23 protein-coding genes and 1 pseudogene are annotated in these 20352 nt (G+C 39.5%); 11 read left to right on the top strand and 13 right to left on the bottom strand.

Going from position 1 to position 20352, the window contains the following annotated elements:
• The 4 genes and pseudogenes from E7Z79_RS06590 to hpt form a co-directional block, all read right to left on the bottom strand.
• Nucleotides 1-104: pseudogene (locus tag E7Z79_RS06590) on the bottom strand (RNA-binding protein); the annotation flags it as partial.
• Between the two features lie 182 nt (nt 105-286).
• On the bottom strand, nt 287-1402 hold the full coding sequence (locus E7Z79_RS06595; RefSeq protein ID WP_303739173.1) for an Ig-like domain-containing protein: 1116 nt from the start codon (nt 1400-1402) through the stop codon (nt 287-289).
• A 221-nt stretch (nt 1403-1623) separates the two neighbouring features.
• Entirely contained in the window at nt 1624-2628 is a 1005-nt protein-coding gene (gene dph2 / locus E7Z79_RS06600; RefSeq protein WP_303739174.1) for a diphthamide biosynthesis enzyme Dph2, read from the bottom strand.
• A gap of 1 nt (nt 2629) precedes the next feature.
• Complete coding sequence (gene hpt, locus E7Z79_RS06605) at nt 2630-3199, bottom strand: hypoxanthine/guanine phosphoribosyltransferase (RefSeq protein ID WP_303739175.1); 570 nt, start codon at nt 3197-3199, stop codon at nt 2630-2632.
• Nucleotides 3200-3277: 78 nt separating this feature from the next.
• On the opposite strand from hpt, the gene E7Z79_RS06610 reads away from it, so the two are divergent.
• The 6 genes from E7Z79_RS06610 (at nt 3278) to E7Z79_RS06635 (ending at nt 8315) form a co-directional block, all read left to right on the top strand.
• Nucleotides 3278-4627, top strand: coding sequence for a signal recognition particle protein Srp54 (locus tag E7Z79_RS06610; RefSeq protein WP_303739194.1), 1350 nt, complete (start codon nt 3278-3280; stop codon nt 4625-4627).
• A 1-nt stretch (nt 4628) separates the two neighbouring features.
• Nucleotides 4629-5834, top strand: coding sequence for a tRNA pseudouridine(54/55) synthase Pus10 (locus tag E7Z79_RS06615; RefSeq protein WP_303739176.1), 1206 nt, complete (start codon nt 4629-4631; stop codon nt 5832-5834).
• A 4-nt stretch (nt 5835-5838) separates the two neighbouring features.
• Nucleotides 5839-6306: a cyclic pyranopterin monophosphate synthase MoaC gene (gene moaC, locus E7Z79_RS06620; RefSeq protein ID WP_303739177.1), complete on the top strand. Its 468-nt coding sequence runs from the start codon at nt 5839-5841 to the stop codon at nt 6304-6306.
• A gap of 69 nt (nt 6307-6375) precedes the next feature.
• The gene (locus E7Z79_RS06625) at nt 6376-6537 is read left to right on the top strand and encodes a preprotein translocase subunit Sec61beta (RefSeq protein ID WP_296785395.1); all 162 of its coding nucleotides are present in this window, start codon (nt 6376-6378) and stop codon (nt 6535-6537) included.
• Nucleotides 6538-6579: 42 nt separating this feature from the next.
• Nucleotides 6580-7404 (top strand): imidazole glycerol phosphate synthase subunit HisF, encoded by an 825-nt coding sequence (gene hisF, locus E7Z79_RS06630; RefSeq protein WP_303739178.1) that lies wholly within the window; start codon nt 6580-6582, stop codon nt 7402-7404.
• A complete protein-coding gene (locus tag E7Z79_RS06635) occupies nt 7401-8315 on the top strand; it encodes a DNA glycosylase (protein WP_303739179.1) in 915 nt (304 codons plus the stop codon). The genes hisF and E7Z79_RS06635 overlap by 4 nt, the downstream gene beginning before the upstream one ends.
• A gap of 11 nt (nt 8316-8326) precedes the next feature.
• On the opposite strand, the gene E7Z79_RS06640 is transcribed toward E7Z79_RS06635, so the two are convergent.
• Nucleotides 8327-9196, bottom strand: a complete 870-nt coding sequence (locus E7Z79_RS06640; RefSeq protein ID WP_303739180.1) for a CPBP family intramembrane glutamic endopeptidase — start codon at nt 9194-9196, stop codon at nt 8327-8329.
• Between the two features lie 55 nt (nt 9197-9251).
• Between E7Z79_RS06640 and E7Z79_RS06645 the strand changes: the two genes are divergently transcribed.
• Both E7Z79_RS06645 and E7Z79_RS06650 read left to right on the top strand, forming a co-directional pair.
• Nucleotides 9252-10619: an MFS transporter gene (locus tag E7Z79_RS06645; RefSeq protein ID WP_303739181.1), complete on the top strand. Its 1368-nt coding sequence runs from the start codon at nt 9252-9254 to the stop codon at nt 10617-10619.
• Nucleotides 10620-10676: 57 nt separating this feature from the next.
• Nucleotides 10677-12386 carry an MATE family efflux transporter gene (locus E7Z79_RS06650; RefSeq protein WP_303739182.1) on the top strand — a complete coding sequence of 570 codons (1710 nt, stop codon included), beginning with the start codon at nt 10677-10679 and terminating at the stop codon, nt 12384-12386.
• A gap of 31 nt (nt 12387-12417) precedes the next feature.
• Here E7Z79_RS06650 and E7Z79_RS06655 read toward each other — a convergent pair whose 3' ends face one another.
• A complete protein-coding gene (locus E7Z79_RS06655; protein ID WP_303739183.1) occupies nt 12418-12849 on the bottom strand; it encodes a peptidylprolyl isomerase in 432 nt (143 codons plus the stop codon).
• Nucleotides 12850-12920: 71 nt separating this feature from the next.
• Between E7Z79_RS06655 and E7Z79_RS06660 the strand changes: the two genes are divergently transcribed.
• Nucleotides 12921-14081, top strand: coding sequence for an acetylornithine transaminase (locus E7Z79_RS06660; RefSeq protein WP_303739184.1), 1161 nt, complete (start codon nt 12921-12923; stop codon nt 14079-14081).
• On the opposite strand, the gene E7Z79_RS06665 is transcribed toward E7Z79_RS06660, so the two are convergent.
• A complete protein-coding gene (locus E7Z79_RS06665; RefSeq protein ID WP_369693438.1) occupies nt 14078-14482 on the bottom strand; it encodes an NUDIX domain-containing protein in 405 nt (134 codons plus the stop codon). The two genes, E7Z79_RS06660 and E7Z79_RS06665, sit on opposite strands and share 4 nt — an antisense overlap.
• A gap of 118 nt (nt 14483-14600) precedes the next feature.
• On the opposite strand from E7Z79_RS06665, the gene lysA reads away from it, so the two are divergent.
• A complete protein-coding gene (gene lysA / locus E7Z79_RS06670; protein ID WP_303739186.1) occupies nt 14601-15884 on the top strand; it encodes a diaminopimelate decarboxylase in 1284 nt (427 codons plus the stop codon).
• 9 nt (nt 15885-15893) lie between these two features.
• Complete coding sequence (gene dapF, locus E7Z79_RS06675; protein WP_303739187.1) at nt 15894-16754, top strand: diaminopimelate epimerase; 861 nt, start codon at nt 15894-15896, stop codon at nt 16752-16754.
• A gap of 5 nt (nt 16755-16759) precedes the next feature.
• On the opposite strand, the gene E7Z79_RS06680 is transcribed toward dapF, so the two are convergent.
• The 6 genes from E7Z79_RS06680 to E7Z79_RS06705 all read right to left on the bottom strand — a co-directional run bounded on the left by E7Z79_RS06680 (nt 16760) and on the right by E7Z79_RS06705 (nt 19823).
• A complete protein-coding gene (locus tag E7Z79_RS06680; RefSeq protein ID WP_303739188.1) occupies nt 16760-16927 on the bottom strand; it encodes a hypothetical protein in 168 nt (55 codons plus the stop codon).
• Nucleotides 16927-17514 carry a HemK2/MTQ2 family protein methyltransferase gene (locus E7Z79_RS06685; RefSeq protein ID WP_303739189.1) on the bottom strand — a complete coding sequence of 196 codons (588 nt, stop codon included), beginning with the start codon at nt 17512-17514 and terminating at the stop codon, nt 16927-16929. Before E7Z79_RS06685 ends, E7Z79_RS06680 begins: the two co-directional genes overlap by 1 nt.
• Nucleotides 17515-17519: 5 nt before the next feature.
• Nucleotides 17520-18392 (bottom strand): 16S rRNA (adenine(1518)-N(6)/adenine(1519)-N(6))-dimethyltransferase RsmA, encoded by an 873-nt coding sequence (rsmA, locus tag E7Z79_RS06690; protein WP_303739190.1) that lies wholly within the window; start codon nt 18390-18392, stop codon nt 17520-17522.
• An 8-nt stretch (nt 18393-18400) separates the two neighbouring features.
• Nucleotides 18401-19027 carry a DUF655 domain-containing protein gene (locus tag E7Z79_RS06695; protein ID WP_303739191.1) on the bottom strand — a complete coding sequence of 209 codons (627 nt, stop codon included), beginning with the start codon at nt 19025-19027 and terminating at the stop codon, nt 18401-18403.
• A gap of 155 nt (nt 19028-19182) precedes the next feature.
• A complete protein-coding gene (locus tag E7Z79_RS06700) occupies nt 19183-19527 on the bottom strand; it encodes an RNA polymerase Rpb4 family protein (protein ID WP_303739192.1) in 345 nt (114 codons plus the stop codon).
• Nucleotides 19528-19532: 5 nt separating this feature from the next.
• Nucleotides 19533-19823 carry a 50S ribosomal protein L21e gene (locus tag E7Z79_RS06705; protein ID WP_303739193.1) on the bottom strand — a complete coding sequence of 97 codons (291 nt, stop codon included), beginning with the start codon at nt 19821-19823 and terminating at the stop codon, nt 19533-19535.
• Nucleotides 19824-20352: the final 529 nt, after the last annotated feature.

Raw genomic sequence — 20352 nt, forward strand, 5'->3', positions numbered from 1 at the left:
TTAATGTCACCATTATCATCATAAGTACCTTCCCCTGGCAGATATTGCTCGATTATTCCTAATTTATCTCCAGGCATCACTATTTTTTCGTCTTCTATACTCATATTAAAATCACCAAAAATATAAAAATTTCTTTAATATAATAATTTTATTGATGTTTATATTTAAAAGTATTCATCATGGAGTTTGATGCAATCGTATCAACTTCACAATATACAAGAAAATTAGTCTAAAAAAAGTAAAAATGTGGGGAGTTTTGTCACTCCCGGAAAATTAACTGAAATGTCTATTTGATGACAATTTTTTTACTTGCACTGGATGCTTTGTAATAACCGTTTCCGGCAAATTTGACTTTTGCAGTGTATTTGCCTTTTTTAGTTAATTTTTTAATTTTAAAGGTAGCTTTACCTTTAGAATTGGTTTTAGCAGTGTAAGTTTTTCCTTTTACTTTTAAGGTAACTTTAGCATTTTTAATAGCTTTACCTTTATTGTTTTTTAAAGTAATAGCATACTTTTTAACTTTGGTTTTTGCTTTGAAGGTTTTCTTTTTGGCAGTTAATTTGGAAGCTGCTTTTGAGATGTCAATTTTATTTTTTCCAAGCACATTATTGTATTCAGTATAAATATAATGTGTTCCTGCTGCCAGATTCAGTGAAATAGTTGCAGTACCATTCTCATCTGTCCTTCCAACATAATCCTTGTTATCCACTGTAAATATCACAGTTTGTTGCGCTACTGGCTTATCGCCATCAAGAACTGTTACTTTAAAGGTAATTGGTCCGGAATAGGTCTGCTTAATATCTTTTGCTTCAAAGGTAATTTTTGAAGATTTTCCTCCAATCATATCTAAAATGGAAGATATATTGAATGATCCGGTTCCGTTACCGGTCATGTTCAATATTTGAGTTAGATTGAAACTTGTTCCGTTACCAAAAGTCATATTACTATTCAATAGGGAGGATATATTGAAGGATGTACCATTTCCAAAGCTTATACTAGTACCATTCAATAAGCTTCCTAAATCAATACTTGTACCGTTACCAAAATCAAATTTAATGTCTGAAATGTTAAATGAACTGCCGTTACCCCCTTTTCCGAATGAAAAGCTACTTTCACCTAAAGCTGGTTCGTCATCGCCGTTTGCAGCGGTTAAAACTGGTTCGTCATCACTATTTGCAGCGGATAAAATTGGCTCGTCAGCAGTTTCGACGTTTTCTTCTAAAACAACATCATTTTCAACAGCTATATTTTCTTCATCTACATTATCTATGACTTGAACTTCATCTGCATCGTCAGTAATCTCAACAGCATCAGTCACATTATCTGCGGCACTTGCTGCTGTGATGATGCATAATGAAATCATGACCATAAACACCAAAAATAAATTTTGTCTAATTTTCATTTATTATCACCTATTTTGTACATGTAACTTTTAGTTTTCATCATATATAACATTTTTAACATTTTTGGCATGAAATGACTAAAATTTCATTTTAAAAGGTGATAATTCTAATTAAAATTATAAATTTTAAAATAAATTTTAAATTTAAATAAATATTTGAGAGTTTGTTTAGCACTCTCTAAAAATTAAAGACATTTGAGAATATGCATGGCTTTTTCCAACTATGCATATCTTTCATGGAATAAAATCTCATCCAACTGATAGTTTTCCCATTCACGCTTGTTCAGTACAATCTCCAATTCCTGTGGTGTTAATAATGGTTTTTTATACATCTGCGAATCGTCAATAGCTATCCTTGGACATGCGCTTACAACAAATGCGTCCAATTCAAGATACGGAAGCAATGCGTCAGGGGTGACATTGTCCATCAGTATTATATAGCTTTCCATGCCTGCATCTTCAAGAATCTTTTTGATTTCCTTTGCAAGCATCATTCTGTATTGTCCCTCTTTGGATGATACGAGAATTCCCCATTTTTTGGCTGAACGTGCTTTTGTAATTCTTGCAAAGCGTATCCTTAAAATCCTGTCTGCAAACTCATCCATGCTTCTGATTTCTGAGTTGTATGGATCCAAAGCTATTACAGGCGCATTGGAAAAGAGCTTGATTCCCAAAGGATGGAAATTTCCGCTGCCGATAAAGAGTATGGCGTCCACTTCAAGGTCCTTGATTGATGAGAAGTTGCAGCCCAGAACCTGTCCCTTTCTTGTTGATGGGGATGAGCCAAGAATGACTTCCTTGCCGTTGTCTTCCAGAAAATCCCTTGTCTCATTCAGAAGATGCAGATGCTGTGTTGTTGTTACGAGCCCAATTCTTGAGTAGCCTTTCAATGTTTCCAGGCATTTTTCGAGGTCCTTTTTTATGTCGATTTTGGAGTATGCCTCAATGAACAGTGTCGGCACTTCATATTTCAATGGAAGTGGAGTATGGCCGTAGTGAACAATCAAATCCACCGAACCCTTCATTTTCCAGTCGCTTACATCGCATGCTCCAAAGCATGGGTCGCCTGAGATGATGACAACCGCTTCGGTTTCCTCTTCAATCGCCCTGGCTATCTTGGTCGCCTTTGTCTTCAGGCCTTCCGGAAACTGCAGTCCCACAGTCTTTGCATCCATTGAGTTGATCTTGCGGATTACCTTGTCCAGGTCCATATCATACATTGACATTTTAATCTTCGATTGTGCTTTCAATGACTACCTTGCCGTCAATGACATCCAATTTAACGATAGACAGCACGTCAATTCCGGTTTCCTTTTTGACGATTTTCTTGCCTTCTCCCTTGTCGATGATGGCAACTACGGATTTCAAGTCAAGGCCCATATCGGTCAATGTCCTAATCAGTGCAACCAGTGTTCCGCCGGTACTTACGACATCGTCAATGAGCAGAATCTTTTCGCCTTCATGCAGGTCATTCACATAAAGGTTTGATGAGCCGTAACCGGTTTTCTGATAAACTTCAGTTTCACCTGGAAGGCCATATGACCTTTTACGGATTACCACAAATGGAATGTCTGTTGCAAGGGACAATGCGGTTGCCAGGTGTATTCCCATAGCTTCAACTGCAACAATCTTGTCAATATCTAAATCTGCATACTTATGAACAGCAAGAGCTAATTCTCTAAGCATTAAAGGGTCCATTGCAGGAACACCGTCACTTATAGGATTTACAAAGTAATTGTAATCTCCTTTCTTAACTATTGGGGATTCTTCCAATGATTTTATTACTTCTTCTAACATGGTACTCACACGAAAATTATTAAAACTTGTTAAATATAAATATATCTTAATATAATAATTAACTTTTCTAAAGATGTGATTACTATGCTTGGAAACTTAGGTGAAAATCTTACTAATACCATGAAGAAATTAGTAGGAATGTCAGTCATTGATAAGAAAACAATAAAGGAAGTTGTAAAGGACATACAACGTGCATTAATTCAATCTGACGTTAATATTAAATTAGTTTTAGAGTTATCAAAGAAAATAGAGGAAAGGGCTCTTGAAGAGGAACCTCCAAAAGGTATCACTCCAAGGGAACATGTCATAACAATTATCTATGAAGAGATGGTCAACCTTCTGGGCAGCGAAGCCGCAGGCCTTGAAATCAACGACAGGCCATATAAGATACTGTTTTTAGGTTTGCAGGGTTCAGGTAAGACCACTACAATCGGTAAATTGTGCAGATATCTGCAGAAAAGGGGTTTCAACCCGGCCGTCGTATGTACAGACACATGGAGGCCGGCAGCTTATGAGCAGTTAAGGCAGCTCACCGAAGAGATGGATGTGCCTTTGTACGGGGACCCAAACAACAAGGATGCACTTGACCTGGCCGCAAAGGGTTTGCAGGAATTCAAAAACCGTAAGGTCATCATTTTCGATACTGCAGGAAGGCACAAGGATGAAGCCGACCTCATTGCAGAGATGAATGAGCTGGACAACATCATCAACCCTAACGAAGCCATTCTTGTGATTGACGGAACAATCGGTCAGCAAGCGGGCGAGCAGGCAAAGGCATTTTCACAGGCAACCGACATAGGTTCAATCATCATTACAAAACTTGACGGTTCAGCAAAAGGTGGGGGTGCAATGTCTGCGGTTGCAGAAACCGGCGCTCCAATCAAGTTCATCGGTACCGGTGAACGTGTCGACGACTTTGAGCTGTTCGACCCTGAAAGGTTCATTTCAAGACTGCTCGGTATGGGAGACATAAAGTCCCTTATTGAAAAGGCTGAAGAAAACATTGATGAGGACATTGCAGAAAAGACCATGAACAACATGCTCACAGGTAAGTTCACACTGATGGACATGAAAAACCAGTTCGAGATGATGAACAGCATGGGTCCGATGCAGCAGGTGCTCAACATGATTCCTGGAATGGGCAACAAGATTACAAAAGAGGCATCAAAAATGACAGAAGAGAAATTGGAGTCATATAAAATCATGATGTCCTCAATGACTGAAGAGGAAATGCTGAATCCAAAAATCATAAAGCAATCAAGGATTCAGAGGATTGCCCGTGGATCAGGCCATCAGGAAAGCGATGTCAAGGAATTGCTGAAGTATTATAACAACACCAAAAAGACAATGAAGGGAATTGGAAAACGTGGAGGACGCCTTAGGGGCGGAGCCATGAACCGTATGATGGGCCAATTCATGCAGAGATAACATGAAGCTAGCTGAAGATATCTTAAAGGAAACAGACGGAAAAATCTGCAAGCATTGTCTTGGGCGCAAGCTGTCCAAAACCATAGAGGGCACAAACAATATCGAACGTGCCGACAAGGTATGTGCGGAACTGGATATTGACCTGGATGGTGCGGACTGTGCAGTCTGCGATAATCTCTTTAATAAGTTGAATGATGAGCTGTATGATAAAATCGATGCCAAAATCAACCAGCTCGGCATAGAGTTCGACACTTTTCTGGTAGGATCACAAATTCCAAAGGACATTCAAAAACGCGATGAGGAACTGTCCGAAAAGTTCGATTTGGGTGTTGAAACCATCAAGAAGGAAGTCAACAGGCTTATCGGCCTTGGAATATGGGAAAGGTATGACAAGGAAGCCGAGTTCGAAAGGCAGGACATAGTATTCAACATCGACCTGACCAAGGAGCCTAAAGTCAAAATCCAAATCAATCCGCTGTACATTGAAGGAAAGTACAACAAGTATAAGCGCGGAATACCTCAAACCAAATGGCCATGCACAAAATGCAAGGGCAGAGGATGCGAAGCATGCAACGGCACAGGAAAGCAGTACCCCGAATCTGTTGAGGAGCTCATTTCCGAACATTTCCTGAAATTGACCAGAGGAAAGGAAGCCAAGTTCCATGGTGCCGGCCGTGAAGACATCGACGTTTTGATGCTCGGTTCAGGAAGGCCATTCGTTTTGGAGATAAAGGAGCCAAGAATCAGGAATCTTGACCTGGCGGAATTGGAGCAGAAAATCAATGAGATCAATGAGGGCAAGACAGCTTATCATGGACTGAAACTCTGTGAAAGGGGCCGCAAAGCCGAAATAAAACAGTCCTCCCCTGATACTTATAAGGTTTATGAAGCAATCGTTAAATGCGATGATGCATTTGATGAGGCTAAACTTGATGAATTGACAGAACTGAATGAAATCAATCAGCAGACTCCATTAAGGGTGCTTAGAAGACGTACAGATATGGTGCGCGTAAAGCACGTTTTGGATTTGAAGTATGAAATAATTGATGACAGGACATTTAAAATGCGCATAAAAACAGAAGGCGGTCTTTACATCAAGGAATTGATTTCAGGCGATGAAGGAAGAAGCCAGCCTAATGTCAGCGAAATATTGGGTGTTGGTGCAATTTGCGAACAATTGGATGTAATAGAAGTAAGTGAGAAATGATAATATGGCAGAAGAGTTTACACATTTGACAGACAGTGGAGTGCACATGGTTGAAGTCGGGGGAAAACCTGACCAAAAAAGAAGGGCAATAGCTAGCGGAAGCATATTTTTGGACAAGAATACAATTTCATTAATCCAGAATGAGGAAATCAAAAAGGGAAATGTATTGACCACAGCTCAGATTGCCGGAATTCAGGCCGTCAAGAACACCTCTTCAATAATCCCTCTTTGCCATCCATTGGCATTGACAGGAATAGAGCTTGATTTTGAAGTGAAAGATGATGAAATCATAGCGACTTGTGCCGTTAACACTTTGGGCAAAACTGGTGTTGAAATGGAAGCTATTACAGGTGTGAGCGTTGCACTTTTAACTGTATGGGATATGGTGAAGGCTGTTGAAAAGGATGAGGACGGACAATATCCTGATACCAGAATAAGCGATATTAAGGTCATTAAGAAGGAGAAAATTTAAACTTTATATATGATGAGGATAATAATTATATTCAGTTATTTTTATTAATTGATTTTATGGAGAATTATTATGGCAAAAAAAGATAATAAGATTACAATGCCTCAAACCGGTGCAGGTTTGGTAAGGTACTTTGATGAAGAAAGTTTAGGTCCAAAACTTTCACCTGAGCACGTTATTGTTGCTACAATTATTTTAGCAATATTATGTTTCGTTTTAAGATATTCTGCTTAAGAATATTCTTAAACAAATTTACTACTTTTTTTATAGATTTTCATGTTGACCAAAAGAATTATTCCTTGTTTGGATTGTGACCTGCAGGTTCCCGAAGGCCGTGTTGTTAAAGGTGTTGAGTTTAAGCAAATCAAATATGCCGGAAATCCTGTTGATCTTGCAACACGCTACTATGAGGAAGGGGCAGACGAAGTTGTCGTTTTGGACATTACCGCTTCACATGAAAGAAGAGCCACCATGGCCGATGTGATTGACAGATTGACCGAAAACGTCTTCATGCCAATCTGTGTAGGAGGAGGAATAAGAAAGGTCGACGATTACATCAACATGCTTAAGGCAGGAGCGGACAAATGCTCAACCAACACTGCAGCCATCAAGAATCCAGAACTTTTAACCGAAGCCTCAAAGGTTGTCGGCTCCCAGGCTGTTGTGATTGGAATCGATGCAAAAAGAAGATATGTCGACCATCCTGATGATGCGCCAGATAAGACCGTTATCGAAACCGATAAGGGGTACTGCTGGTTCGATACAAGCATTTACGGCGGACGGGAGTTCACAGGCATTGATGCAATCCAGTGGGCAATCGAATGTCAGGACCGTGGTGCCGGTGAAGTGCTCCTGACCAGTATGGACGGCGACGGAACCCAGAACGGCTATGACATCGAGCTTAACAAGACCATAAATGATGCGGTTGACATTCCGGTCATTGCCAGTGGCGGTGTGGGCGAACCGAAACATATTTTGGAGGTATTTGAAAAGACCGATGTTTCAGCAGCGCTGGCCGCAAGCATATTCCACTTCAACCAATACTCAATAGGCACCGTCAAGGAATACCTAAAAGAGAATAATGTGGCTGTTCGCTTATGATTATCAAATCACCCATCGATTTAGAGTTGACCCAACTGTCCGGCCAGACTTCACAGCCTCCGTGGGCTGTAAATGACGGATGTTTCAGTAATGCCGTGACTGTTGACGGAAAACCTGCTATTTTTAATGTCGTGCAATCAGGCGATTTTTTAGATTTTAATTTTTCAGGTGATGTTTCAGATAAGAAAGCTATTGACAGGCTGAAATATATTTTTGATTTGGATTTTGACTTGGATAAGTTCTACAGGTACCTGAAAGGCCACAGCGAGCTTGCCGAGATGCCTGAATTCTGCAATGGCCTGAGACTGTTTTTGGCGCCCGACCCTTTTGAGTGCGTTATCTCATCGATATGCTCCGCAAACAATTCCATCAAAAGGTGGACCCAATCGGTTTCGCAGATAAAACATAACTGGGGAAACCGGCATGAAAATTACTATACTTTTCCTCAAAGCAACGAACTAGTAAACGTATACTTGGATGAAGAAGAGGAATTTAATTTATCAAATATTTCAGATATTGAAAGCTGCACAAATAATCTTAAAAGTTGCGGTGTAGGATATAGAGCACCATACATGAGAAGGGCATCCGAGATGTTTTCAGATGAAATTGACCTTTCGGAAATTTTTTCCATGAGCTATGATGAGGCATTTGAAACCGTTTTAAAGGTTCCAGGTGTCGGACCGAAGGTGGCGGACTGCATACTGCTTTACGGATTCAACTTCAGGGAGGCTTTTCCCTCTGACGTATGGATAAAGCGCATCGTTTCACATCTCTACTTTGACGGAAAGGACATCAGTGTTGCCAAGGTCCGTGATTTTGGAATGGATGAGTTCGGCAAAAATGCGGGCTATGTTCAGCTGTACATGTTTCACTATGCCAGAAAATCCGGACTCATGAAAAAATTGAAATAGGAATCGGAAATTTACCATAATTTTTCTGTTTTTTCCTCAAACCAGCCTTTTTTTGTTCCAACATAATACAGCGCTAATGTTGAGATTACACTGACGATAATTGTTGAGGCAAAGTCATATGGGGTAATTACAGATGAGCTCACTTCAAATCCTAAAGCTACAAAATATGCGCTGATCAGGTTATTCACGCTATGAAGTGCGCAAGCAGCTTCCAGGCCGTTGCTGCGCCAGGTTAAAAATCCTAAACAGATTCCCTGCATGAACACTCCAATCACTCCCAGGATGCTGTAGGGATGCAGGGACGTAAAGACTATGGACTGAAGAACAATCGCCAGAACAGGTATCTTGAACCAGGATCCGAATGTTTGCATCACCAGGCCTCGCATAATGTATTCCTCTCCAATGCATTGCAAAGGCACGATAATAAGGCATATGACAAAGAATGTCAGTGTCAACGTATTTGGCCCTTTTTGCCCATGTATCAATGTATTCATGATTTCAAATATCAGATATACCGCCAATGGAATTGTCAGTGATTTGAAGAAGAGTTTCCAATTCCATCCTCCGCGTGATGAGGAATAGGATGAAAACGGCCTGTCTCGAACAATTTTTGTTGCAACATAAAGTGATGGTAAAAAGATTGCCACAGACAGATAACCGATGTAGCTTCCAACTTCTGAATTCAGAGATTCGTATCCCTGTAACAGTAGTGCGTTAATGGAATCAGAACCATATGCGGCACTGAAAATTACCAATAGCAAAGCCTGCAGTGCCAGGAATACAATTGTTCCGATTATCAACACAAGGATAGGCTTGTACCATCTATATTTTTCAAAAGTTCTTGGAAATGTGATATAATCGGGAAAGTTATTTTCGCTCATGATTGTAGTATATTTTAAAAAATATTTAAAGTTAGTCATGAATATATTAATAGTGATGGAAAAGAAAAATTTGCTCTTATTGATTTGTACGGTATTGTCATTTTTCACTGTTTTTGCGGTCAATGCAGTGACCATTGTAATTCCGACCATTGCAGCCGAATTTCACATGAGCAATATCGTTCAAAACTGGGTAACAATTATTTTTTTATTGGTTGTGGCGGTTCTCTCGGTTCCTGCCGGCCAAATTTCAGGCAAATACGGCCTTAAGAGAGTCACAAAGATAAGCATTGTTCTGTTCATTATAATTTCCATTGTCAATGTGCTCGTCACCTCACAGGAGCAGTTTCTTGCCTGCAGGTTTATTTTGGGAATATCCCTGGCTTTCATCAATGTCACCTCGATGGCAATGATAGTGTCTGCGTTTCCCCCTGAGGAGCGTGGAAAGGCATTGGGAATCAACATCACAGGAGTCTATGTGGGACTTTCTTTGTCTCCGGTTCTGGGCGGAATCCTGAACTACAATCTCGGCTGGAGATCCGTAGTGCTTTTCGGCGTGCCCTTCCTGTTTGTGATTTTAGCGTTGCTCTTGACAAGAATCGACGACGAATGGATTTCATTTGAGAGCATTCCATTGGATGTCAAAGGGTCATTGACGTATGGAATCGGAATGGTGCTTTTCATGTACGGCTTTACCATTTTAAACACACAGTTGGGAATGATTCTGACCGTATTGGGAGTCATAATACTGGCGATATTCGGACTGATCGAGCTTAGACAAACACATCCCGTATTCGACATAAGGTTCTTTAAGAATCACAAGTTCCTCTCAGCCAATTTCGCGTCACTGTGCGCATATCTGGCCACATATGCCGTTACAACAATTCTTAATTATCATCTGCAGTACATCAAGGGATTCGATTCACAGACTGCAGGAATGATACTGCTTGTCGCCCCATTGTGTCAGGTGGTTCTGGCCCCTATTGCGGGAAGACTGTCCGACAGGTTCGTGCCTCAAATCCTGGCTGCAATCGGAATGGGGCTTGGAACTCTTTCGCTGTTTCTGTTCTCCTCTCTGGATGCTGCAACCCCAATGGAATTTTTAATCGTGTCCATGATAATCTATGGTATAGGTTTCGGACTCTTTTCACCGCCAAATACGAATGTCATAATGGGTTCCGTTCCACCGAAGGACACATCAGTGGCATCTGCAGCGGTTGCGACAATGCGTACGGTCGGCCAGGCAATGAGTATGGGAATATTGACACTTGTATTTGCTTTTATAATGGGTGATGTTCCGATAATCCAGCAGTACTATCCTCTGCTGATTCAAAGCTGTCAGATAACCTGCATCATTTGTGTTGTGTTGTGCATTGCATCAGTATTTGCCTCATTTGTTGGAATCAGGGCGAAAACTTCTGAATAATTCGATGCTTGGCATGAATGAGTACTTATAGGATGTGCAGCATATAATAACATAGTTATGGAAAGGAAATATCAATTCTTAAGGGACAAGTATTACGAGCTGCTTCTGCCTACATTGTTCATGGTGATGTCAGAAAAGATAGCGGTTGTTATAGATGTAGTCGTAATTGGACTGCTTATCGGAGGTTCACAGCTATCCTCATTAAACTTAATGTCTCCTCTCCTTTATTTCACTGGCATATTCTATGTTCTTTTCGGTCAGGGAGGCAGCCTGCTGGCATTAAGGGCAAAATCGGATTTGGATGAGGAAAAGTCCAATTTCTATTTCACCGTTTCAATTATTGGAATCATCGTGATTTCATTGATTTATGTTGCTGTGATATTCGTTTTTTCAGATAATATACTGCACCTGTTGAACGCCCCATCCGACATATATTATCAGGCTAAGAGTTATCTCTTTGCAATAATGTTTTTCTATCCTTTGAATTGTTTCATTATAGTTATTTCATATTTCCTTCGCTCAGACGGATTCCCTAAATTGCCGTTCTATTCAGTCCTGATAGCTAATGTAACAAATATAATATTGGACTTCATATTTTTGGAAGGTTTCCATATGGGCATGGAAGGTGCCGCCCTGTCAACGGTTGCCGGATATGCCGTTGGTGTGGCTTACATATCAAGATACCTGTTCAGTAAAAGACGTTCCTTTAAGTTTGTTTCACCCGCCAAGCTGAAAATAAGGCAGATATTCAATTCCCTAAAACAAATAATGCTCAACACTCCCGAAGTTGTCGGAAAGATATTTTTCTCAATTCAGATGGCAGTCTTTACATATCTCTGCTCCACCTATTACGGTGCGGCGGGGCTTTTGGCGTTTCTTGTATATGACAACTCCGAAACTTTCGTCTACATCGTCCTTTCAGGAATCATGAAGGCATTGACTCCAATTGTGGCCGTGTTTTATAAGGAATTTGATTTTAAGGCTGTGAAATATATACTCAAAAAATCAATTATGCATGTCTTAATTGTCAGTATCCCCGTTGCTATCCTTTTCTTCGTGTATCCGGAAATATTGATTAAGCTATTCAACATTACAAATCCCCAATACATTCAAATCGTTACCTTGGCAATACGCATAACTTCATTTGGATTGGTTGGACGCTGCATGTCCTATCTCCTGGCCAATTATGCCCAGGCCATCGAGCAGAACAGGATTTCATTTACAATCACATTTTGCGAAGAGTTTCTGATTTCCATTGTTGCAGCATTGGTATTGACTCATTTCATCGGGGGAGTCGGAATATGGATTGCAATCCTATTGTCTGAAACAGTGCCTCTTTTAATCTATCTTATTATGGCCAAACGTCTCCAAATATCTCATGAAATCAAAAATCTCTTCTTGCTTAAGGATTCGAAACTTGTGAATTTCACATATGTCAAAGGGAATAATGAGTATTCTGATGAGCTTTTGGAAAAAATCGAAACAATATTCAAGGACTATGCTCCGCTCTTTTTCTCATCGGTGGAGGGCATATGCGAAAACATTTTCGAGCATGAGCCTTCAGTCGATCAGATTGATGTTACTGTAAGATTGGTAGACGGAAATGCAGTGGTCCTCTTCATCGATGACGGCGAGTTATACAATCCGTTCAATAATAAGGAGTTCAATGAATCTCAAACAATTAGAAAACTCAAGGAAAGCAATTGTGAATTCGACTATACGAATGTTTTGGGATTCAACAAGTCATATGTTCGGTTCAATTACTAGTTTTAAAAAAAAGAAGTTGAAAGATAAGGAATTATCTTTCTTCAATGGTGACTTTGTTCATCACGTCACCTTGTTGGATGGCATCAACAACGTCTTGGCCTTTGATTACTTGGCCGAATACGGTGTGAACGCCGTCTAAGTGTGGTTGTGGACAGTGTGTAATGAAGAATTGGCTTCCTCCAGTGTCTTTACCTGCATGTGCCATTGATAGTGCACCAGTACCATGTTTGTGTGGGTTTCCTTCGGTTTCACATTTGATTGTGTAACCAGGTCCTCCGGTACCGTTACCTTTAGGGCATCCTCCTTGGATTACAAAGTTTGGGATTACCCTGTGGAAGGTCAATCCGTCATAAAATCCTTCGTTGATTAATTTTTCAAAGTTAGCTACAGTACCTGGAGCTTCGTTTGGGAATAATTCTAATTCGATGTTACCTTTGTCAGTTTCGATTATAGCGACTTTCATTTTATCACCTAATTTTTATATAATATTAATAATATAGTATTATTGATTAAAATATTTTATGGAGACTTTATATGAATACTCAAGAATTAATTAAGATTGAAGATGATTATTTCATAAACACTTTCACCAGACAGCCAATCGTACTTGACCACGGGGAAGGTGTTAAAGTATGGGATATCGACGGTAAGGAATATGTGGACATGTTTGCAGGAATTGCGGTCAACTGTTTAGGTCACAATCATCCTAAACTTGTAAAGGCAATCCAGGACCAGGCAGAAAAGCTCATTCACATTTCAAGCATATACTACAACGAGCCTGCTTTAATCTATGCCAAAAGATTGGTCGACAAAACAGGTTTCGACAGAATATTTTACGCAAACAGCGGTGCTGAGGCAAATGAGGGAGCTATCAAGTTAGCTGTCAAATACACAGGAAAAAGTGAAGTTATCTCAACTGTAGAGTCATTCCACGGAAGGACCATAATGACACTTGCTGCAACAGGTCACGAACATTATCACGAACCATTCAAATGCATCTTGCCAAAAGGCTTCATCAATGTACCATACAATGATTTGGAAGCAATCAAGGAAGCAGTTACAGAAAACACTGCAGCAATCATTGTCGAACCTATCCAAGGTGAAGGCGGAGTCAACGTTCCTGATATTGAATACCTCAAGGGAATCGAAAAGATCTGTAAGGAAAACGACATCGTTTTCATCGTCGATGAGGTACAGACAGGATTTGGAAGATGCGGAACACTCTTCGCTCATGAACTCTTTGACGTAAAACCTGACATAATGACAATGGCTAAAGGTATCGGTGGAGGAGTCCCAATGGGAGGAATCCTTGCAACCGAAAAGGTAGCTGCAGCATTCGTTCCAGGCGACCACGGAACAACCTTCGGTGGAGGTCCATTGGTTGCAGCGGCAGCTAATGCGGTTCTTGATGCGTTTGAAGAGGAAAATATCCTTGACAATGTCAATGAAGTCGGCGAATACTTCATATCCGAACTTAAAAAATTGGATAAGGAAATAATCGCTGATGTGCGTGGTAAAGGTTTAATGGTAGGTATTGAATTGACCAAGCCTGGCGCAGAATATGTCGACAAATTAAGAGAAGCAGGATTTTTAATCAACTGCACTGCCGACAAGGTCTTAAGGTTTGTTCCACCATTGACAATTACAAAAACTGAAATTGACCAGTTTGTAAAAGCTTTAGATGAAATACTCTAAAGCTCATAATTTCTTTTTTCTAAAACTTTTTTAAAGGAACTTGACAGTTCCAGACTCTCTATTTTTTCAATTGAGGCCCACATGTATTCTGTGTGCTCTTCGCTTATTTCAACGCTTCCCTCAACATCATCCAGATACATCATCAGCTGAACGGTCCTTTTGTGGGAATAGTCGTTTTGTACAGCCTCGCAGAAGTCCCCCACATTCACATCCAGATTGGTCTCTTCCTTAATCTCTCGAACAAGAGCGTCGGCGAAATGCTCTCCCTTTTCAACCTTTCCGCCGGGAAGCTCCCACATTTCAGGATCGGTCTTGCTTTTCGGATGCCTTTTGACAATCAGGATTTCGCCTGTATCATTCCTGATGATGCCTCTAACAGTTAGTCCATATGATTTCATAATATTATTTTTAATCTTCTATTAAATAATTTAAACGGAAAATCAATTTCCTTCAATAATATTAAATAGTTTAGAGAATATATGTAAATACATAATGTAACTTTTTTAAGGAGTTTAGATTATGGACTTAAATATTAAAGTAAATGACAAAAACCACTTGGACATTGGTGGAGCCGATGCACTCGATGTTGCAGAAGAATTCGGAACTCCAACCTATGTGATTGATGAAAATAGGATAAGGGAAAACTACAATAAATTTTACTCAACTTTCTCAAAATATTATCCTGATTTTAAAGTATTTTACGCATGTAAAGCCAATACCAACCTTGCTGTAATGAAAATATTGGAAAGTGAAGGTTGTTGTATTGATGCTGTTTCCCCTGGTGAAGTCCACATCTCAAAAATGCTCGGATTTTCAGGCGACAGAATCCTCTTTACAGGTAACAACATAACCAATGATGAATTGAAATTCGTTCATGATGAAGGAGCAGTCCTCAATATCGATTCAGTCTCTGCACTTAACAGACTTGCCAAAATGGTTGATCCGGAAGGATTGAAAATATCATTCAGGGTAAACCCAATGGTTGGTGCAGGACACCACGACCACTGTATCACCGGTGGAGTGATGAGTAAATTCGGTATCATGGACAATGAGGCCGTTGAAGTGTATGAAATGGCAAAAGAACTAGGTTTCAACCCAATCGGTATGCATTCCCATATCGGTTCAGGAATTCTTGACCCGGAACCATTCAAACTTGCAATCGAATCCACAATGGACATTGCAGGAAAAGTCCACCAGGAAGCTGGAATCGACTTCGAATTCGTTGACTTCGGAGGAGGCGTAGGCGTTCCATACACTCCAGAAGAAAAACTCCTTGACCTTGACAAATTCGCAGAAGTCAATGTCGGACTCTTCAAGGAAAAACTGGAGCAATATGATATGGGCAATCCTACAATGTATCTTGAACCTGGAAGATACCTTGTTGCTGATGCATGTGTCCTTTTGGTCACCGTCAACAGTGTAAAACAAAGCTACAGAAAATTCATAGGAGTCGACGCAGGTTTCCACACACTCTTAAGGCCTGCAATGTATGATTCATACCACCACATTGTCGATGCAAGCAAAATGGATGCTCCAATGACTCAGGAAGTGGATATTGCAGGTAACGTATGCGAATCCGGAGACCTCTTCGCACGTGACAGGCCAATGCCTGATGTGGAGGAAGGCGATGTTTTAGGAATCCTCAATGCAGGTGCATACGGATTTACAATGTCATCCAACTACAACTCAAGACCATTGGCTTCAGAAGTTCTTGTAACTGATGGAAAATGCAATCTTGTTCGTGAAAGAGAAACCTTTGAAGACTTATACGACAAACAAAGAGTTCCACCACATTTAAAATAAGTTGATACTATGGTAGATTTAAAAGGATTAAAATTTTCAAAAATGCACGGAATAGGCAATGACTTTCCAATAATCAACGAATTTGACGGGGAAGTCATTCCTGAAGCTGACAAACCTGAAGCATGCAGGATACTATGCCACAGAAACTTCGGTGTCGGAGGTGATGGTGTGCTTTTCGTCGAACCTTCCGAAGTTGCCGATATCGGATACAGAATGTTCAATCCTGACGGAAGCGAAGCTGAAATGTGCGGAAACGGTATCAGATGCTTTGGCGATTTCGTCTACAGAAAAGGCATCTTAAAACAGGAAAAAATGACCGTTGAAACAAGGGCTGGAATCAAAACCATCGAAATTACCCTGGACGGCGATGAACCTGTACTGTTCAAGGTGGATATGGGACTGTCAACATTCAAGACTCCTGAAATTCCGATGACCTCTGATGAGGAAGAGTTTTTAGATGGCGAATTGGATGTCCTTGACACCAAATTCAACCTGACTGCAATCAGCGTCGGAAACCCTCACGCAATAATCTTTGTGGATGATGTTGATGAAATTGACATCAGCAAGTACGGTCCAGCCATTGAGGCACATGAGGTTTTCCCTGAAAAGATCAACGTGCACTTTGTAGAAGTCATCTCTAAAAATGAGGGTAAGATGATTACCTGGGAGAGAGGCGCTGGCGTTACACTTGCATGCGGTACCGGTGCAACCTCAACTGCAATTTCAGGTTTCAAACTAGGTTTGTTTGATGAAAACGTATTGCTCCACCTTCCTGGCGGAGACTTAAAATTCAATGTATACGAAAAGGACGATGCATTGGGCGCTTTCATGGAAGGCCCTGCAGAACTCGTTTTCGATGGAGAATTCTAAATTCTCTATATTCCTTCTTTTTTCTTTCTTAATATTCCAATTATTATGTCTATCACACCAAGCACAATGACTATTCCCATCCATATGCTGATGCTGCCTTTAACGAATGAGAACAGCAATGCAAGAATTATCAGTGCCACTCCTGTAATTACTGACATTTTCCATTGTTCCATTATATCACCTTATATGCATTTATTAAAGTTATATCTTCAAAAAAGAAATGTTCTGATGCCTTTATTTCAGCTATAAAACCCATTTCGTCAAATTTCTGCAGTGTCTCCTCGTTGCCTGACAATGAAGACTGTATCATCTGGACAATTCCTCCATCATTTAAATGATTTGACACTTCATCTAAGAAAAGGTCAATGACTTTCCTGCCGTTTAGTCCACCATCGAATGCATAATTTATGGTGTCGTCCAGAACTTCCCCTTCTTCGGTAGGCAGATATGGAGTATTGAATAGAATTACATCAAACTTTCTGTTTTCGACAGGTTCGAACAGGTTGCCGAATAGAATCTCGATGCCTTCAATCTCATTGTCCTCGAAATTTTTTCGCGCAAGCTCGCATGCGTCAAAATTGATGTCGGTTACTGTAATGCTGTCGGTTAATTTTGAAGCGTACATCGCAACGATTCCGGATCCGGTTCCAATCTCCAGAACGCTTTGGCCTTGTTCTATTTCAAGATTGTCCGCCAGAAGATAGCTGTCTTCGGCGGGGATGTAGACATTGTCATGGGTATTTATTATAAAATCGGGCATAAACATCACTCAATAAAAATAGGATTTAACTTTTGGGATATGTATAAAATCTCTTCAGGGGTAAGCACGACCACTCTCATCTTGAGGTATTCCACCAGTCTTTCATCTTCAATGGCGTTCAGCCTCTTTTTAAGGACCTTCTTGTCTATGTCGCTTATTATATGCCTTGAATCGATAAGGGCATTTTTAATCTTTTTGTTCCTGTGCTGGAAGAGAGCCTTTGTAAATTTGGAATAGACCTTGAAGTCATCGTCGCTTATGCTGTTTTCCTTTGGAGTCAGCTTGACAACGGTGGAGTCGATTTGAGGTTTGGGAATGAAGCTTTCGTTGCTTACATCAGTCAGTTTTTCGATATCACATTTAAAATAAAGCATCGCTGAAAGTCTGGAATAGTCCTTGGTTCCGACTTCGCCGTTCATTCGGCTGGCGAATTCCTTTTGATACATCAAAACAGCAAGGTCAAAATCATAGTTTAGAAACTTAAAAGTAATCGGTGATGAGATTTGGTAAGGAAGGTTTGAGATGATTTTATTGAAAGGCGGAAAGTCCACCTTTAACGCATCATCATTTATCAGTTCTACATTGTCGAGTTTTTCGTCTTCAAGCCTTTGGGCAAGTATTTCGAAAATCTTTCTGTCCTGCTCAATGGCTATAACCTTCTTTGCTCTTTTGGCAAGTTCAATTGTGAGCGTTCCAATTCCTGTGCCTATTTCCAAAACAACATCATCTTTGGATATGTCTCCAAAGTTAACAATCTGGTCCCTCTTGTTTTTGTCAATCAGGTAGTTCTGGCCGAGATTCTTGTTTAACTTAATCCCATGTTGGCTTAGAATGTCCTTTGTTGTTTTAGATAAGGATGGGGAATTTTCACTAGTCAATTTATCACTTATCTTCTTCTTGCAGATCTTGGAGGTTGTGTAAATAGGTAATATTTATTTTTGCCTCTTTTTGGTTTTGTAGTGTCAAGCTCCTGCTTTACTCTGTTGACAATCATTCCGGCAGGGTCGGCCAATGTAGGGAGTCTTTCGGAAATGTCTTCGAAGCTTTCAAACGGTTTTTGTTCTCTTGCTTTGATGATGTCCCACATGTATTTTTTGCCGATTCCCGGAATCAATTCAAGTGAGTGCATTCTTGTACTCACGGAATCTGCAGTATTGAAAAATTCAACAAATCTGTCTTCATTAGCCTCAACAATATCGCGAATAGCATAGTCCAGTTCTATTCTGGCTGTTGCGGTCATATTTTCATAATCTAATCTACCAAGGACTCTATATATTTTGTCTCTTTTTCCTTTTCCAATATATACCTTGTCCTGTATTTCTAAATCAACACCATTTTTAGGAGCTAATTCAAGTAAAGTGAATTGTTCTGTACCAATAGCTTGAGCAATAGGTTTACCACCGAATTTGGACATGTCAGACTTAACATATCCACGACTTAGATAATCAAGTACAACAGCACATTCTTCCTTTTTAACTGTTGGTTTCTTTTCTTTTTTATTTCTATTATCCATATTATCACTCACTATTGTTTTTTTATCATATCTTTCAGATATAATATAAACTTATTATTAGTTTTGACTGTTAAGTATAATAAAGATATCTAAAAAATGGCGGGTTTTGGTGAAATTTTTTTTGAAAAATAAATAAAAAAGGAATAGTGTAAAAACTATTCGATGTAATCATATTGTTCTAACATTTCGAGGATTTTTTCCATGTCCTCTTTGGTTGTTTTTGTTGGCTCTTTAGCAAATATTAATCTCATGTCTGCTAAATCTAAAGGCACCAAATCAACAATATGAACAGCGACCTTGTCCCTTAAGCCAAATTCATCCTGAAGCTTTTCATAGATTTCCTCTGCATCCTCAGCGGAGTATCTTCTGAACCTTGCAAGATGGTTGAGAGTAAGATTTTGTTCATAGTTTAACTCATTGGTGTCAGCAAAATCTTCAATGATCTCTTTTACTTTTGAGCTTGGTATCGGTTCGCTTTTAATAACGTCTTTTCCAATCATAGAAATCAGTTTTGTAATTTTAAGTGATCAGGTCTTACTATTAACTCTTTTGGTTTGTTTCCATCTTTTAAGGATACAATGTATGCTTTTCCTTTTTGACCGGTGATTTTACCGGTTTTTCCGTGGAATCTAGGAGCAGGTTGTCCTTTTTGGATGGATGGGTTAATAGTAATGTGAACTAAATCTCCTTCTTCGAATCTTTGCATTCTGTTAGTAATTGGGTTAGTTCTGCCCGGTCTTTGTACTTTAGTCATTTTTTTTCTTGATCTACTTTTTAATCCTCTTGATCTTTGCATTATATAACCTCTTAATCAGTTCTGTCTGGGTATAAGTCTATGTTATCAGCGACCTAGTATTAAAAAAGCCCATAAATACTAGTAACATAGATTGTGAAAATAACTATTACCATCAGTGATATGATAATATTATAATTTTAGTTTAATGGTATTAATATACTTTTAGTTTTTGGGTTGGTATTGTTGGGTTGGTGTTGAAAATAAAAAAAATAGAGGAATAATGTTCCTCTAACCTTTGACTTTTAATGTTGTTTTTATCTTTAAAATGCAAGAATACCACAACTTCTGCAAGTTGTGGATGAATTGCAATATTGGGTGTACTGTCTTTTTTAATTAATTTTATTGTGTTTTATTTTATTTGCGTTTTTTTGAGGCTATTTTATGTCGAATTTTTATTCAGTATACTTTTTTGTTATTGGATTATTAAATAATTGCTTTGGGTATGAAAAATTGTTTTGGGTTTGAAAAATTGCTCTGAGTTCGTTATTCGATTACTTTTCAAATGCTCTCTCTCATTTTTTATATAGGA

Origin of the sequence: Methanobrevibacter thaueri, assembly GCF_015062905.1 — an archaeon.
Taxonomy (GTDB): Archaea; Methanobacteriota; Methanobacteria; order Methanobacteriales; family Methanobacteriaceae; genus Methanocatella; species Methanocatella thaueri_A.

What these genes read in the sequence shown, in the direction of transcription:
- E7Z79_RS06680 (WP_303739188.1), bottom strand. Translation starts at nt 16,927, where the DNA reads ATGGAACAATGGAAAATGTCAGTAATTACAGGAGTGGCACTGATAATT.
- hpt (WP_303739175.1), bottom strand. Translation starts at nt 3,199, where the DNA reads ATGTTAGAAGAAGTAATAAAATCATTGGAAGAATCCCCAATAGTTAAG.
- E7Z79_RS06705 (WP_303739193.1), bottom strand. Translation starts at nt 19,823, where the DNA reads ATGCAAAGATCAAGAGGATTAAAAAGTAGATCAAGAAAAAAAATGACT.
- E7Z79_RS06625 (WP_296785395.1), top strand. Translation starts at nt 6,376, where the DNA reads ATGGCAAAAAAAGATAATAAGATTACAATGCCTCAAACCGGTGCAGGT.
- dapF (WP_303739187.1), top strand. Translation starts at nt 15,894, where the DNA reads ATGGTAGATTTAAAAGGATTAAAATTTTCAAAAATGCACGGAATAGGC.
- E7Z79_RS06660 (WP_303739184.1), top strand. Translation starts at nt 12,921, where the DNA reads ATGAATACTCAAGAATTAATTAAGATTGAAGATGATTATTTCATAAAC.
- E7Z79_RS06640 (WP_303739180.1), bottom strand. Translation starts at nt 9,196, where the DNA reads ATGAGCGAAAATAACTTTCCCGATTATATCACATTTCCAAGAACTTTT.
- E7Z79_RS06615 (WP_303739176.1), top strand. Translation starts at nt 4,629, where the DNA reads ATGAAGCTAGCTGAAGATATCTTAAAGGAAACAGACGGAAAAATCTGC.
- lysA (WP_303739186.1), top strand. Translation starts at nt 14,601, where the DNA reads ATGGACTTAAATATTAAAGTAAATGACAAAAACCACTTGGACATTGGT.
- E7Z79_RS06595 (WP_303739173.1), bottom strand. Translation starts at nt 1,402, where the DNA reads ATGAAAATTAGACAAAATTTATTTTTGGTGTTTATGGTCATGATTTCA.
- E7Z79_RS06685 (WP_303739189.1), bottom strand. Translation starts at nt 17,514, where the DNA reads ATGCCCGATTTTATAATAAATACCCATGACAATGTCTACATCCCCGCC.
- dph2 (WP_303739174.1), bottom strand. Translation starts at nt 2,628, where the DNA reads ATGTCAATGTATGATATGGACCTGGACAAGGTAATCCGCAAGATCAAC.
- E7Z79_RS06635 (WP_303739179.1), top strand. Translation starts at nt 7,401, where the DNA reads ATGATTATCAAATCACCCATCGATTTAGAGTTGACCCAACTGTCCGGC.
- E7Z79_RS06645 (WP_303739181.1), top strand. Translation starts at nt 9,252, where the DNA reads ATGGAAAAGAAAAATTTGCTCTTATTGATTTGTACGGTATTGTCATTT.
- moaC (WP_303739177.1), top strand. Translation starts at nt 5,839, where the DNA reads ATGGCAGAAGAGTTTACACATTTGACAGACAGTGGAGTGCACATGGTT.
- hisF (WP_303739178.1), top strand. Translation starts at nt 6,580, where the DNA reads ATGTTGACCAAAAGAATTATTCCTTGTTTGGATTGTGACCTGCAGGTT.
- E7Z79_RS06650 (WP_303739182.1), top strand. Translation starts at nt 10,677, where the DNA reads ATGGAAAGGAAATATCAATTCTTAAGGGACAAGTATTACGAGCTGCTT.
- E7Z79_RS06655 (WP_303739183.1), bottom strand. Translation starts at nt 12,849, where the DNA reads ATGAAAGTCGCTATAATCGAAACTGACAAAGGTAACATCGAATTAGAA.
- E7Z79_RS06700 (WP_303739192.1), bottom strand. Translation starts at nt 19,527, where the DNA reads ATGATTGGAAAAGACGTTATTAAAAGCGAACCGATACCAAGCTCAAAA.
- E7Z79_RS06695 (WP_303739191.1), bottom strand. Translation starts at nt 19,027, where the DNA reads ATGGATAATAGAAATAAAAAAGAAAAGAAACCAACAGTTAAAAAGGAA.